The sequence below is a fragment of the Promicromonospora noduliphila genome (assembly GCF_056951025.1).
The window spans coordinates 3,925,538-3,940,888 of the sequence record NZ_CM167806.1 but is presented as its reverse complement, the minus strand read 5'-3'; the positions used below and the strand labels follow the sequence as shown (position 1 = coordinate 3,940,888).

General features: G+C 72.6%; 8 protein-coding genes. All 8 read left to right on the top strand.

Translation table 11 applies throughout. The features are described from left to right. Window positions 1-81: 81 nt before the first annotated feature. The 8 genes from AC0QU1_RS17295 (at window position 82) to AC0QU1_RS17260 (ending at window position 15,333) form a co-directional block, all read left to right on the top strand. The gene (locus AC0QU1_RS17295) at window positions 82-6,873 is read left to right on the top strand and encodes a DUF7507 domain-containing protein (RefSeq protein ID WP_483571000.1); all 6,792 of its coding nucleotides are present in this window, start codon (window positions 82-84) and stop codon (window positions 6,871-6,873) included. 183 nt (window positions 6,874-7,056) lie between these two features. Further along, window positions 7,057-8,682, top strand: coding sequence for an L-lactate permease (locus AC0QU1_RS17290; protein WP_483570999.1), 1,626 nt, complete (start codon window positions 7,057-7,059; stop codon window positions 8,680-8,682). Between the two features lie 30 nt (window positions 8,683-8,712). Further along, window positions 8,713-8,934 (top strand): hypothetical protein, encoded by a 222-nt coding sequence (locus AC0QU1_RS17285; protein ID WP_483570998.1) that lies wholly within the window; start codon window positions 8,713-8,715, stop codon window positions 8,932-8,934. Window positions 8,935-8,954: 20 nt separating this feature from the next. Next, window positions 8,955-10,613, top strand: coding sequence for a gamma-glutamyltransferase (gene ggt, locus AC0QU1_RS17280; RefSeq protein WP_483570997.1), 1,659 nt, complete (start codon window positions 8,955-8,957; stop codon window positions 10,611-10,613). Between the two features lies 1 nt (window position 10,614). Continuing rightward, a complete protein-coding gene (locus AC0QU1_RS17275) occupies window positions 10,615-12,426 on the top strand; it encodes an SLC13 family permease (RefSeq protein WP_483570996.1) in 1,812 nt (603 codons plus the stop codon). A gap of 116 nt (window positions 12,427-12,542) precedes the next feature. Further along, the gene (locus AC0QU1_RS17270) at window positions 12,543-13,463 is read left to right on the top strand and encodes a phosphotransferase (protein ID WP_483570995.1); all 921 of its coding nucleotides are present in this window, start codon (window positions 12,543-12,545) and stop codon (window positions 13,461-13,463) included. Window positions 13,464-13,626: 163 nt separating this feature from the next. Then, entirely contained in the window at window positions 13,627-14,418 is a 792-nt protein-coding gene (locus AC0QU1_RS17265) for an SDR family oxidoreductase (RefSeq protein WP_483570993.1), read from the top strand. 90 nt (window positions 14,419-14,508) lie between these two features. After that, window positions 14,509-15,333 carry a hypothetical protein gene (locus AC0QU1_RS17260; RefSeq protein ID WP_483576724.1) on the top strand — a complete coding sequence of 275 codons (825 nt, stop codon included), beginning with the start codon at window positions 14,509-14,511 and terminating at the stop codon, window positions 15,331-15,333. Window positions 15,334-15,351 lie beyond the last annotated feature (18 nt).

Sequence of the window (15,351 nt, the reverse complement as noted above, 5' to 3'; positions counted from 1 at the left end):
CGGTGCGGTCACGCGAGCGTCGTCATCCCGGCGTTACATTGATCGCGCTTGCGACGATTTCACCCGAGAAAGGTCAGTGGAATGGCAGCGCCAGGGTCGCCGAAGCTCGTGCAGGTGCGGGCTCTCGTGGTCGGGATGCTGACAGCGCTGCTCGTGTCGCTGTTCGTCGCGGTTCCCGCGGAGCCCGGATATGCCGCGAACAGGGTTCCGTTCACCCCGAAGTTCTCGGCGAACGGGAACGGTGCGATCGTCTCGCTGGGCAACAACCTGCTGACCTGCCAGGCGAGCGCGCGAAACTGCGCGGACGCGAGGAACGGCGGCACGTACGACAACAACGGGTTCGTCATGACGAACCTGGATGCCGATTCCGACCCGGCCACCCGCCGCTCCAGCGCGTCCCGCCTGAGCCTGCCGGACGGCGCCACGGTGCTGTGGGCGGGGCTCTACTGGGGTGCCCGGCTGGACGCGGGCTCGGGCGGCCAGTCCGGGTCGGGTGACTACGACGAGATCTCGTTCCGGGCGCCCGGCGACGGCGCCTACCGCACGGTGACGGCGAGCACGGCCGCGCGGGACCAGTTCGGGCCGAACACGGGCTCCTACCGCGCCTACCAGCGGTTCGCGGACGTCACCGGCACCGTGCGCGCGGCGGGCAACGGTGACTACTGGGGCGCGGACGTGGTCGCGGCGACCGGCCAGGACCGGTACGCGGGGTGGGCGATGACGGTGGTCTACACGGCCCCTGGGCTGCCGCTGCGCAACCTGACGGTCTTCGACGGCTTCGACCTCGTGACGCTGCAGAGCCCGCAGACCATCTCGGTGTCCGGCTTTCAGGCGCCGCCGTTCGGCACTGTCGACGCACAGCTCTCGATGGTCGCCTACGAGGGCGACCTCGCGCAGACCGGTGACTACACCCGGCTGAACAACACGCAGCTCGCCACCGCTGTCTCGCCCGGCTCGAACTTCTTCGCCAGCGTGAACACGCGGAACAACGCGATAGTGACCACACGCACCCCCGCGGACCGCAACATGCTCGGGTTCGACATCAAGAACCTGGGCGCCTCCGGCGCGATCCCGAACGGCGCGACGAGCGCGGCCTTCCGGTTCAGCAGCAACGGCGACCAGTACTACCCGGGCGTGCTGGGGATGGCGATCAACCTGTACGCGCCGGACTTCACCGCGTCGTCCAAGTCGGTCACCAACCTCAGCGGGAACGACCCGGCACGGCCGGGCGACACCCTGCAGTACACGCTGAACTATGCCAACACGGGACAGGACCCCGCCGTCGGGGTCGTCTCGGAGGACGTGCTGCCGCCGGACACGACCTACGTGCCGGGGTCGCTGCGGCTGGTCGGGCCGACAGGCACGTCCACACCCGTGACCGACGCCGCGGGTGACGACGTGGGCGAGGTCGACGGTCGCACGGTTCGGATGCGGCTCGGCGGTGGAGCGACCGCCACCACCGGCGGACGTATGGCGTGCTCGGGTACCGGCTGCACCGACGACGGCACCTCCCGGGCGGGCTACTCGTTCCAGGTCACGCTCGACGACGCGGCCGCGGGCACCACCGTGACCAACCTGGCGACGCTGGACTACCGGACCCAGACCACGGGCACGGCGGCGGAGTACACGACCAACCCCGCCGTCGTGACGGTCCAGGACCTGGCCGACGTCGCGATCACCAAGGAGCTGACCCCGGACCCGGCGGCGGTCGGGTCGGCCGTGTCGGCGACGCTGACCGTGCGCAACGACGGTCCGAGCACGGCGTCGGACGTGACCGTGACCGACTCCGTCCCCGACGGCTGGGCCGGAGTCACGGCCACGACGCCCCAGGGCTCGTGCGACGTGAGCGGCGGCACCGTGACGTGCACACTCGGCGACCTGCCCGACGGCGCGACGGTACCGGTCACGCTGCGCGGGACCACATCATCGGGCTCGACGGCCACGACGCTGACCAACGTCGCGTCGGTGAGCACCACGACGTCCGACCCGGTGCCGTCCAACAACGTCGCGGGCGACACCGTCACGCTGGTGCGCCGGGCCGACCTCTCGATCGCCAAGACGCCCGCACAGCAGACCGGCGTGCCCGGCGACGAGGTGACGTGGACCATCACCGTCACCAACAACGGCGCCTCCGACGCCGTGAACACCCGCATCGACGACGCCTTCGCTGTCGCCGGCCTGGCCCAGATCACGAACGCCACGATCACGGTGACCGGGGGACAGAACCCCACCTGCCTGCGTCCCGTCGGGCGCAGCGTGCGGTGCGCCATGGCGCTGCTGCCCGCCGGGGAGAGCGCCATCGTGACCGTGACCGGCGTGCTCGCGGGCGGGCTCGCCGCGGGCACGGACGTGGTGAACACGACGCGGGTCTCCTCCGACACGCCCGACCCCGACCCGTCGGACAACCAGGACACCGCCGTCGTCACGGCGGCCGAGCCGCAGGCCGACGTGCGGGTGACCAAGACCGGCCCGGCCGACGTCGTGGCCGGGCGGCAGATCGCCTGGACCGTCACGGCCACAAACTTCGGCCCCTCCGACGCCGCCGGCGTGGTCCTCACCGACGCGGTGCCCGCAGGAGTGACGCCGCTGGCCGCCCAGCCGTCGCGTGGCACCTGCACCGTGACCGGGCGCGACGTGGCCTGCGATGCGGGCACCCTCCTGGCGAACGGCGCGGGCGAGGCAGGCGGCACCGTCACGGTGACGATCACCGGCACGGTGGACCCGGCGGCCACAGGAACCCTGCACAACGAGGCGGCGGCGACCGCTGACACCGAGGACCCAGACACCGGCAACAACACCGCAGCGGCGGATACCGCCGTCACGACGGAGTACGACCTGGCGGTCGCCAAGACCGCCAACCGGACGACGCTGCCCGGGATGGATCCGCCCGACACACGGCCGGTGGACTACGTGATCACCGTGACCAACAGCGGTCCCTCCACCGCGACAGGCGTGGTCGTCACCGACCTGGTTCCCACGGCCCTGGAGTTCCTCTCCGCCACTCCCACCGGCGGTGGAGGCTGCACCGGTCCGGAGCCCACCGGCGATCCGGAGCACGATGAGCTCACCTGCACCCTCAGCACACCGATCGCCCCGGGGGAGCGCCAGACCATCGAGGTCGACATGCTCGCCGTGGTCAACCTGGCCGAGATCGGTGACCCGGTCACGCAGACCGCGACGGTTACCGCGGAGGGCGACACCAACCCCGACAACGACTCGGCGACCTGGACCCTGGCCGGCGACCCCTTCGTGGACCTCGCCCTGACCAAGGCGGCCCCCGCGACGGTCACCGCCGGCACCGTGCCCGCAGCAGAGCGCCCCGTCTACACGCTCCAGGTCACCAACACGAACGACCCCGACGACGTCACCGAGAACATCGCCGCGCTGCGCCCGGTCATCCGTGACACGCTCCCGGACGGTGTGACGTTCGACAGCGCGCGCGTCACCTCCGGCGGCGGCCAGGACGTCGCCTGCACCGTCTCGGGCCAGGACCTCACCTGCCAGCTCACGCAGGACCTCGCCGCCGGAACCGCCGCGACCGTCGAGATCACTTTCGGCGTCGACGCAGACGTCCCGGCCGGGACCACGCTCACCAACACCGCGTCCGTCGAGACCGCGAACATGGAGAGCAACCCGGACACCAACCTCGCGAACAACACCGCTCGCGCGAGCAGCACCGTCGTGGCCCTGGCCGACCCGTTCGTCGCGGCGCTCGCGATCGCCCCGGCGGACCCCGGCACGACCGGCCCGGGCTCGACGTGGACGTTCACGTTCGACGTCGGGAACAACGGGCCGTCCACCGCGCGGCAGACCGAGCTGCGCATGAACATCGACGTGCTCGACGCCTGGCTGGCCGACCCGCTCCAGCCAGGCGACCTGCCGGGCGGGTGCTCGGTGGTCGACACGGAGCTGGTCTGCCCGCTGGGCGACCTGGCACCAGGGGCCGAGGCGACCTACACGTGCGAGTTCACCGTGACGGGCTACGCCGAGCCGGGCACCTACGAGGGCGCGGTGCAGGTCTCCACGACGACGCCTGAGCCCGACACCACCGAGGCTCGTGAGAACAACCGGACCGCCGCAGAGTTCGAGGTCACCGACGCCGTCACCGACCTGACGGTCACCAAGTCGGCCCTCCGCACGGTGCCGAACCCGGACGAGCCGGCCGACCCGCACCCGTCCTTCGTGGCCGGCGGCGAGTTCACCTACCAGGTCTCCGTTGAGGTGACCGACGCCGACACCCCGGGCACGGGCCTGGCGGACGCCCGCGGCGTGGTGGTCACCGACACCCTGCCGCTCGGCTTCACCGCCCAGCAGGCCGACACCGGGCACGGCACCTGCGACCTGTCCGCCGCCGACGGGCGCAGCGTGGTCACGTGCGACCTGGGCACCGTGGCGGGTTTCGCCGGCGGCGTGCCGCCCCGGCCGGCGGTCATCACGGTGCACGGCGTGCTCGACCCCGACGCGAACGACCTGAACGGCGGCGACGAGTTCGCCGAGCAGGTCGAGAACACCGCAGTCGTCACCACGGACACCCCCCTGGCGGACGGCGCCGACTCGGTCAGCGCCACGGCCGCCGTCGACGTCGTGGAGATCGCCGACCTGCAGATCGTCAAGACGCCCGACACACCCGACGTCATCGCCGGCGGCGCGGCCGGTTACACGCTGACGGTGATCAATGCTGGCCCGTCCGGCGTCGAGCACGCGGTGGTCACCGACTCCCTGCCCGTCGGCTTCACGCTCGACCAGGCTCGGTCGCAGTGCGAGCCGCCGCAGACCACGCCCGTGGACGAGACCCAGGCGGTACCGCGGGTGCCCGATGGTCCCGGCGATGAGATCGCCTGCCGGATCGGCGTGCTGGCGGCGGGTGCGACCGCGTCCATCCACGTCGTGGCCACGACCGACGCCACCCAGGACCCGGGCACCTTCACCAACACCGCGACCATCGGCTCTCTGGCCAACGAGGGCGACGACAGCAACAACACGGCGACGGCGGACGTGACCCTCGGGCGCCTGACCAACCTGGCGGTCTCGTCGTCGGTGAGCACCACCACGCCGGCGGCGGGGCAGGAGGTCACGTTCACCGGGTTCGCGGTCAACAACGGCCCGTCGACGGCCGTGGGCACGAACGGCGACACGACGTTCCCGCCGGGCTTCGTCCCGGTCAGCGTGGACGTGCCGTTCAACGACTGCACCTGGAACCGCACCCCGCCGGCCGACCCGGCCGCGACGCCGTGGGAGGACTTCCGGTACGTGCTGCACTGTGAACCCGTGACACCCGGCGCCCAGTGGGAGCCCGGCGGCGCAGCAACCAACGTCGTGGTCATGCACGTGCCCGGCGACACCCCGACGGGGACGTACACCGGCACCTCCGTGATCCGGTCCGACACCCCCGAGACCACGCTCGAGGACAACGAGACGAGCCAGTCCGTCGTCGTTCAGCATGTGTCGGACACCCGCATCACCAAGGAGCTCGTGGCACCGGACCCGCTGCAGGCGGGCCGCCCGGCGACCTGGGTGATCACGGCGACCAACGACGGGCCCTCGGTCGCCGACAACGTGGTCATCTCCGACACCGTGCCCGACGGCATGACGTTCGTCTCCGCCACCGACGAGGACGGTGACGACTGCCCGGCCCCCGAGGTCACGGACGACGTGGTGGTCGTGAAGTGCCCGGTGGGCTCGCTCGACGTGGGTGACTCCGCCTCCGCGCTCGTCACGTTCGGGGTCCCGGCCGACGCGGAGGGCACCGAGGTGTGCAACGCGGCGCTGGTCGGGTCGGGCTCGCTCGACCCGGAGGCGGCCGACAACGAGGCCGAGGCGTGCGACCCGGCCGCCGCGCCACCGGGCCTCGCCCTGGACAAGACGGCGCGCCTGGACGACGCCGACGGGGACGACGTCGCCGATGCGGGCGAGAACGTCGTCTACACCTTTGCCGTCACGAACACCGGGTCGTCCGTGCTGGAGCAGGTCACGGTGGACGACCCGAGGCTGGCCGCCGCCGGCGTCGCGGTGGACTGCCCGGACCAGGAGCTCGCCGCCGGGGACACGGTCGAGTGCACCGCGACGTACACGGTCACGCACGAGGACGTCGAGGCGGGAACGGTGGTGAACCAGGCCACGGCATCGGCGGTCTCCCCAGACCCGGACGGTCCGGAGGGTCCGCTGGAGGGTGAGACGGTGACCTCGCCGCCGTCGACGGCCACGGTGCCGGCCGACCGGAGCACCGACGTCGCCCTCGAGCTCACGCCGCCGCGCCAGGAGGCCCGCTCCGGCGACACCGTCGGCCTGGCGGCGACGGTGCGCAACAACGGCCCGGCCCCCGCGAGTGGTGTGGTCGCGACCTTCGAGGTCCCGGCCGCCTACACCGAGGTCGGCGGCGTCCTGGAGACCCAGGAGACCCGCCTGGTGGTGCCGTCGCCGTCCGGCGTCCGGCTGCTGGCCGCCGACCCGGTCTGCGGCCTTGCGGACGGCGAACTGACCTGCCGGGTCGGGACCCTCGCCGTGGGTGAGGAGGTGCGCTACACGCTCTCCGGGACGGTCGAGGGAGCACCGGGCGACCTCATCGAGGTGCCGGGCGTGGTCACCCAGGACGTGGATGACACCGAGCCGTCGAACGACCCCGATGCCGCGCTGATCGAGCTGACCGGCGTGCCGCCGGCCCCCGAGCCGCCGTCGCCGGGCCCCACGCCGAGCCCCGCGCCGCCGGGCCCGCCGGCCCCGCCGGGCGACCAGGCGGGCGACGACCTGCCCGGACCGGTCCCCGGGCTGGCCGTGACCGGGCCCCAGCTCGGGTGGATCCTCCTCGCCGCCCTGCTCGCCACCACGGTGGGAGCCGTCCTCATCCGCGTGGCCCGGCGACGCACAGGCCACTGACGAGCACGGACGGAGGTCGGAGACTCCGCTCCCGAACTTATCCGGAATCAGGTGATGAGCCAGGCGGGGTCGAGCCGCATTCTTTCGTGCTGTGAAATGCCCGCCGCGCGCGAATGACGGTGGTGAGGCGCCGGGTTAACTTCGGTCTGGTCGTGCCTCGCCGCCGAGACCGCAGGGGAGCCCATGGACGCGCAGCTACCGGTCGACCTGCTGCACTGGGCGCTGGCCGTGCTGCCGATCGTCGCGCTGCTGGTGCTCCTGGTCCCCCTGCGCTGGCGCGCTCCCGAGGCGGCGCCGGTTGCGATGTTCATCGCCGTCCTCGTGGCCCTGCTCGCGTTCGAGACGCCCTGGAGCACCCTGGCCGTCGCCTCGGCCAAGGGTGTGTGGGACGCGATCTTCATCCTGTACGTGATCTGGCCGGCGTTGCTGCTCTACCAGGTCACCAAGCAGGCCGGTGCCTACGACGCGCTGCGGCGCGGGATCTCCCGGTTCAGCCGCAACGAGCTGTTCATCATCCTGGCCCTGTCGTGGGTGTTCTCGTCCTTCCTGCAGGGCATCGCGGGGTTCGGCGCGCCGGTCGCCGTCGTGGTGCCGCTGCTCATGGCCGTGGGGGTCAAGCCGGTGTACGCCGTGGCCATGGGCGTGCTCGCGCACGCGTGGGCCCGGTTCTTCGGCACGCTCGGCGTCGGCTGGCTCGCCACCGTCCAGGTGGCCGACCTCGACGACGTGGTGCGGGCGGCGTTCCAGTCCGGGCTGCTGATCCTGATCTCTGCCTACGGCGGCGGGTTCTTCGTCGTGTGGCTCTACGGTCGCTGGGCCGCCGTCCGCCACGCGTGGCCGGTCGTGCTGATCCTCGGGACGATCCTCGGGGTGGGCCAGATGATGGCGACGCTGTTCAGCCCCGAGCTGTCCACGTTCCTCGCCGCGGCGGTCGCCCTGGTGGCCCTGTACCCGCTGTCGCGCTGGCGCCGGTACGGCGAGCCGATCACGGGCATCGCGGTGCGGCCCGCCATGGCCGAGCGGTCCGAGCACGCGCACGAGGACCGTGAGCGGCCGGTCATGGGCCTGCTCTGGTCGGCGGTGCCGTACGTCGTGCTACCCGTCGTCACCCTGAGCGCGTTGCTGATCCCGCCGCTCAACGACCTGCTGCGGTCGTGGCAGGTGGGCCTGCCGTTCCCGGAGGTGAGCACGGGGCTCGGGGTGGCGAACGCCGCGACGGACAGCTATGCCCCCGTCACCGTGCTCACGCACCCCGGCACGATGCTGCTGGTCACGGCGCTCGTCGTCTGGATCCTGTACCGGGCGCGCGGCTACTACCAGGCCTGGGCGCAGCGGCAGGCACCCGAGCACATCGGGACGGCGCTGCTCGTCGACGCCGTCCCGGCCTCCGTGCCCGTGATCGCGTTCCTGGTGACCAGCCGCGTGCTCGACCACAGCGGCCAGTCCCTGACGATCGCCTTCGGCCTCGCGGCGGTCTCCCCGCCGCTCGTGTACGCGTTCGTCTCCAGCCTCATCGGTGCGCTGGGCGCGTTCATGACGTCCAGCAGCACCGCCTCCAACGTGCTGTTCGGCGGCGTGCAGAGCGACGTCGCGCGGCTGCACGGCCTGAGCACCGAGCCGGTCATCGCGGCGCAGGCGGCGGGCAGCGCGTACGGCAACGCGGTCGCCCCCGCCAACATCGTGCTCGGCACGAGCATCGCGGGCATCAAGGGCCAGGAGGGCGCCGTGCTGCGCCTGACGGTCTGGTGGACGCTCGTCGTCGCGGTTCTCACGGGCCTCGGCACGATCGCCCTCGTGCTCCTCACCTGACCGAACCCCGCCGACCCGAGGGAGCTCCCCGTGGACAAGAAGCTCACGATCGAGACCGTGGCGATGGTCCTCTTCGTCGCCGCCTGCGTGACCATCAGCGTGGGCGCGACCCGAGGGGTCGCGTCCGTCTGGTGGGCCGGCTTCGGGACGTTCGTCGTCGCCGGGCTCCTCCCGGTCTGGACGCGCTACCTCGACCACTCGGCGGACGCGCCGCGCGACGCCGGCATGGAGTTCGACGACCGCACCTCGTAACGCCACCGAAGGAGCCGCTCATGAGCCACCCCGACGGACCGAGGACCGGCCGGCCGCCATGCCGTGCCCCGAGCGGCGTCGTCTCTACACCGCACTACCTGGCCAGCGCCGCCGGGCTCGACGCGCTGCGGCGGGGCGGCAGCGCCGTCGACGCCGCCGTCGCGGCCAACGCCGTGCTCTGCGTGGTGTACCCGCACATGGCAGGGCTGGGCGGCGACGGCTTCTGGCTGATCGCCGGCCCGGCCACGGGGCGCGTCGAGGCCATCGACGCGTGCGGGCCCGCGGCCCAGGGCGCGACCCTCGACTTCTACCGGTCGCGCGACCTCCACGACGCGATCCCCACTCGGGGCGCGCTCGGCGCGCTGACCGTGCCCGGCGCGGTCGACGGCTGGTGGCTCGCCCACGAGCGGTACGGCCGGCTGCCGTGGGATCTGCTGTTCGAGGCCGCCATCGGCTACGCCCGCGACGGTGCGCCGGTCGGCCGGTCGCTCGCCGACTGGACGGCGCAGGACGAGCAGGTCCTCGCCCGGGCGCCCGAGACCGCCGCCGTCTACCTGCCCGGCGGGCGTGTGCCGCGCGAGGGTGACAGGCTGGTGCAGCGCGACCTCGCCGGCTCGTTCGAGGAGCTCGCTCGGGACGGGGCGCGCGCCGGCTTCTACGAGGGCAGTCTCGCCGACCGGCTCGCCTCGCTCGGGCCGCAGGGCTCGCCGCTGACGCCGGACGACCTCCGCGCCTACCACGCCGAGTGGGTGGAGCCGATCTCGACGACCTACCGCGGCTACGACGTGTACGAGATGCCACCGAGCACCCAGGGCTTCACGGCGCTGCAGATCTTCAACCTGCTCGACGGCTACGACGTCGCGGCCTGGGGGGAGGGGACCGCCGACTACTACCACCACCTGGCCGAGGTGGTGAAGGTCGCCTTCGCCGACCGCGACGAGTGGCTGACCGACTCCCGGTTCGTCGACATCCCCTTGGACCGGATGATCAGCCGGGCGTACGCCGACGAGCGACGGGTCCTCATCGACCCCGTGCGGGCGCTCGACATCTCCGCCGTGCCAGCGGGCATCCCGTACCCGCGCCACCACGAGCGGCTCGTGCCCGACGGCGACACGTGCTACTTCACCGCAGCAGACGCCGACGGCCTCGTGGTCTCGCTCATCCAGTCGATCTACCACGATTTCGGCAGCGCCGTCGTCGCCCCCGGGACGGGGATCATCCTGCAGAACCGGGGGGCCTTCTTCACGCTGGACGAGGACCACCCCAACCACCTGCAGCCCGGCAAGCGCACGTTCCACACGCTGGCGCCCGCCCTCCTGATGCGCAACGGCGAGCCCTACCTCGCCGTCGGCTCGATGGGCGGCGAGGGACAGCCGCAGTCCCAGGCGGCGCTCGTCACGCGCATGCTCGACTTCGGGTACGACGTGCAGCAGGCCGTCGAGGCGCCGCGCTGGCTGATGGGCCGCACGTGGGGCACGCCGTCGCGCAACCTGTCGCTGGAGGGGCGCATCTCCGACGAGACGGCGCGCGAGCTCAAGCGCCGCGGGCAGCCCGTGCAGATGGTCACCGACTGGAACGACAACATGGGTCACGCCCAGGCCATCCGCGTCGACCGGGACCGGGGGTGCTACGAGGGAGGGGCGGACCCGCGGGGCGACGGCGCGGCCCTGGGGTACTGACGTGACCGCGGACATCGCCGTGACGCTGGGCGCCATCGTCCTGGCGATGGTGCTCTTCGTCTGGAACCGCATCCCGGCCGCGGCCGTCGCGGTGCTGACGTCCCTCGTCCTGTTCGCCACGGGGGTGATCACCGCGCCCGAGATGCTTGGCGGGTTCGGCGACCCCGTGGTGATCCTCATCGCGGCGCTGCTCGGGATCGCGGTGGCGCTGGAGAACGCCGGCGTCGGCGCGTGGGCCGGGCAGCTCCTCATGCGTCGCACCGGTGCGAGCGAGGCCGGACGGCTGGTCGCGATCATGGCCGTGGCGGCGGTGTTCAGCGGCCTCATCGGGATGAACGGCGCGGTGGCCGCGATGCTGCCGGTCGTCGTGATCGTGGCCCTGCGGACCGGCACCGCGCCGTCCCTGCTGATGTTCCCGCTGGCCCTCGCGTGCCTCGGCGGCGCGAAGCTCACCTTGCTGGGCACCCCGGTCAACGTGATCGCCGCCGAGCAGGCGAGCGAGTCGGGCGCTGGCGAGATCGGGTTCTTCGAGTGGTCGCTGGTGGGCCTGCCGCAGCTCGTCGGCGCCGTCGCGATCGTCGTGCTGCTGGGCCGGCGCCTGCTGCCCGAGCGCCGCAGCGCGACCATCCCCGCGGACCTCAGCGCGCACGCACAGACGCTCGTCGAGGAGTACGGGCTCCAGGAGGGTGTGCACCACTTGCGGGTGCGTGAGTCGTCCCCGCTGGTGGGCGCCCCACCGAGCACTGTGGACCTCGGGCACTACCCGGGGCTGGCGGTCATCGCCGTCGTTGATGCGGACGGCGCCACCCCGGTCCGGCGTGCCCTGCGGGAAGGCGACCTCGTCCTGGTCCGGGGCGATGCCCCGGAGGTCGGTCGCGCCGCTCGGGACCTGCACCTCGCGATCCGCGAGGGCGATGACGTCGGCCCCGTGGCCGACGTGCTGCTCGGCCGGAGCTCCGGTCTCGCCGAGGTGGTGATCCCGCAGCGGTCCGCGATGGTCGGCCGGGAGGTCTTCCCCGGCATGACCACCGACGACGGCGGCCTCCTGGTGCTGGCGGTGCAGCGCGGCGGCAACGACCTGCTCGCCGAGCCCGTCGCCCTCCGGCCGGGCGACCACCTGCTGCTGCGTGGCACGTGGCAGGCGCTCGACAGCTACCTCGCCGACCCCCAGGTGCTCGTGGTCGACTCACCGGAGGTCGTCAAGCGGCAGACGGTGCCGCTCGGCCAGGGTGCCCCGGCGGCCTTGGCGATCCTCGGCCTGCTGATCGTCCTGCTCGCGTTCGACGTGGTCCCCGCCGCGGTCGCCGCGGTGATCTGCGTGACGCTCATGGTGGTCGCCGGGGTGGTGTCCCTGCCGCAGCTCTACCGGGGCGTGGACTGGAACACCGCCGTCCTGATCGGAGCGATGATCCCGCCGGCCATCGCCATGGGGCAGTCCGGAGCGGCCGCGCTGATCGGTGAGTGGGTCGTCGGCGCGCTCGGCGCGGGCGGGCCCTACGCCGTGCTGGCGGGCGTGTTCCTGGTGAGTGCCCTGGTGAGCCAGTTCATCTCCAACACCTCGACGGCCCTTGTGATGACGCCGATCGGCCTGGCGACCGCCGCCGAGCTCGGTGTGGGGGCGCTGCCGATGGTGATGGCCGTGGCCATGGGGGCGAGCGCGTCCTTCATGACGCCGTTCGCCAACGGAGTCAGCCTGATGGTCTACGGCCCGGGCGGCTACCGGTTCGGGGACTTCTGGCGACTCGGGCTGGTCGTGCTGCTGTGGAGCCTGGCCGTGACTGTTGTGGTCGTGCCGGTGTTCTGGCCGTTCTGACCGTCGGCGTGCCGGTGCTCTGATCGTCGGCGCCAGGGGCCGCCGCCCACCGGGAGCTCGCGGCGGCGGACGAACGCGCCTCCGGTGCGTTCGGTGCCTGTGGCATAGTCCACGGTGTGCCGCTGGACGAGCTGCCCGACTGGTTGTCGGCTTGGTGTCTTGACCAACTCGGCGCTGAACCCACCGGCGTGCTGTTCCGGTCGCAGCAGGTCTCGACGGTGTTCGGCCTGCGGTTGGCCGGTGGCAGGGACGTCGTCGTCAAAGCGCGTGCCGACGACGGCCGGGCGGCGTCGTGTGTCGCGGCGCAGGGCTGGCTGGCTGAGCGCGCGTTTCCGTGTGCCCGGCCGCTCACGCCGGTGGCCGGTGTCGGCGCACTGGCGGTGCACGCCGAGGAGTTCCGGCCCGGCGGCGACGTGCTGCACGGCGACTCGCCGGACATAGCCGTGCGCAGCGCGGCGGTGTTCGCCCGGCTGATGGCCGAGCTCTCCAACCTGCGCGTCGCGCCGCCGCTGCCGAATCCGCCGTGGGTGCGTTGGGACCACACCGATTCTGAGCCGTGGCCGGCGATCGACTTCCTCGACAGTCGAGACCAAGGTGTCGTGTCCGAGCACATCGTCGAGACGGCCAGCCGGGCCCGACAACGGCTGCTGGCCGCCGACTTGCCGTGTGTACTCGGCCACGCCGACTTCGAGGCGCAGAACCTGCGGTGGCAGGGACGGCAGGTGTGGGCGGTGCACGACTGGGACAGCCTGGCGTGGCAGCCGGAGGCGGCGCTCGTGGGGGCGGCGAGCGGGTCGTTCGCCAGCTCCGGGCCGCCAACGCTCGCGCCGATGGAAAGCTCGGAGGCGTTCCTGGTGGCCTATCAAGACATCAGAGGGCGCTCGTTCACAGCCGTGGAGGTCCAGGTCGCATGGGCGGCCAGCCTGTGGATGGCTGCGTACAACGCCCGGGAGATGGCACTGTGCGGTGGCGCCTCTGCGGGTGGCGATGCGCTGCGGGCGCAGGCGGCCGAACGCCTCCGCCGCGCTCATGCGTGACATCAGCGCGGCACGAGGCAACGTATGCCGGGGTGACGAGCCCTGTCGTTCGATTTTCCACCGCGGCGTCGGCCCCCCTCGCGAGCGCGCGCTACCGGTTGTGCCTGCCGAATGAGCTACCCTTCTCACAACGACTGAACCGAGTGTTTCAGTGGAGGTTGACGTGTCGCAGGACGTGTCGCAGCAGGAGACCAGCGGGCTGACGGCGATGTACGGGCTGGGCGGCCGGTCGGCGCTCGTGACCGGTTCGGTCCGGGGGCTGGGCTACGAGATCGCGCGGGGCCTGGCGCTCGCCGGTGCGCGGGTGGTGATGAACGGCCGCGAACCCCACGCCCTGGACGCCGCCGTGGCCGGGCTGCGCGCGGAGGGCCTGGACGTGCACGCCGCCTGCTTCGACGTCACGGACCAGGACCAGGTGGACTCCGCCCTTGCGGAGCACCCGCCCGTGGACCTGCTGGTCAACAACGTCGGGCACCGGGACCGTCGCGGCCTGGGCGAGATCACGCCGGACGCCCTCGACCGCCTGCTGCAGGTGCACGTCGTGTCGGCCTACGCGCTGAGCCGGCGAGTCGCGGCGGGGCTCATCGAGCGCGGGGCACAAGGCTCGATCGTCAACGTCTCCTCGGTGATCGGCCAGCTGGGCCGTCGTGGCGACGTGGGCTATCCCGTGGCCAAGGCGGCGGTCGAGGGTCTGACCCGCGCGCTGTCCGTCGAGCTGGGCGCGCACGGGATCACCGTGAACGCCGTCGCGCCCGGCACGTTCGCCACCGAGACGAACGCCGCGCTCGCCAAGGATCCCGAGTGGAGCCAGTGGCTCGGCCGCCGCACGAGCCTGGGCCGGTGGGGCAGGCCGCACGAGATCGTCGGCGCGGTCGTGTTCCTGGCGGGGCCGGCGGCCGAGTTCATCACGGGTCAGACCCTCGCGGTCGACGGCGGCCTGACCACCACCTTCTGAGGCGCCGCCGGTGCGGCGCCCGTCGGGACCGGCCCGCGCAGCACGCCGTCGTCGGCGAAGAAAACGCGGAAGAATGGGCGCGTGGACCCGATGGCCGAGGAGCTTCCGACCGCGCCCGACCGTGCGCCCGACGTCGAGGACGACTTCGCCACGGGCCCGGACCCCGCGCTCTGGGTGCCGCACTACCTGCCGCACTGGACCACGCCCGAGCGGTCCGCGGCGCGCTACCGGACGACGGCGCGCGGGCTGGAGCTGCTCATCGAGGCCGACCAGCCGGACTGGCGCCCCGAGGACGCACCGCTGCGCGTGTCCAACCTGCAGACCGGCACCTTCTCGGGCGCGGCCGAGTCGCATCGCGGCACCCACCGGCACCGGACCGACGGGCTGCTGGTCCGCACCCCGATGCCGCTGCGCCTGCTCTGGGCGCCCAGCTCCGGCCGCGTCGACCTCACCGTGAGCGCGACCAGGGACCCGGGATGCATGCTCGCCGCCTGGCTGGTCGGCACCGAGCACCAGGACGAGCAGGCCTCCGGCGAGGTCTGCGTCTTCGAGATCGACGCGTCGGCGATCGGCCCCACCACCACGGCGCGAGCGGGCATCAAGGCGCACCACGACCCACGGCTGACGACGGACATGCGCGAGGTCGAGCTGCCGTTCGACGCGGCGACGCCGCACACCTGGACCGCGGTCTGGGGCGAGGGGCAGACCGTCATCGGCTGCCAGGGCAGGGTTCTGCGCCGGATCCCGCAGAGCCCGCGCTACCCCTTGTTCCTCATGGTCGACCTGTTCGAGATCGGCCCGCCCGGCGGCGCGTACCCGAAGGCCGCCGTCGTCCACCACGTGCGCGGCTGGTCCGGCGGGTACGAAGCGGGACCTGTCGCTGACGACCCGCGCCGGTCCTCGTCGGGGGACTGACGGAACCGGCACGGGCCG

Excerpts from the sequence above, each read along its gene's own strand:
- ggt (WP_483570997.1), top strand. The coding sequence starts at position 8,955 with ATGAGCCACCCCGACGGACCGAGGACCGGCCGGCCGCCATGCCGTGCC.
- AC0QU1_RS17295 (WP_483571000.1), top strand. The coding sequence starts at position 82 with ATGGCAGCGCCAGGGTCGCCGAAGCTCGTGCAGGTGCGGGCTCTCGTG.
- AC0QU1_RS17290 (WP_483570999.1), top strand. The coding sequence starts at position 7,057 with ATGGACGCGCAGCTACCGGTCGACCTGCTGCACTGGGCGCTGGCCGTG.
- AC0QU1_RS17260 (WP_483576724.1), top strand. The coding sequence starts at position 14,509 with ATGGCCGAGGAGCTTCCGACCGCGCCCGACCGTGCGCCCGACGTCGAG.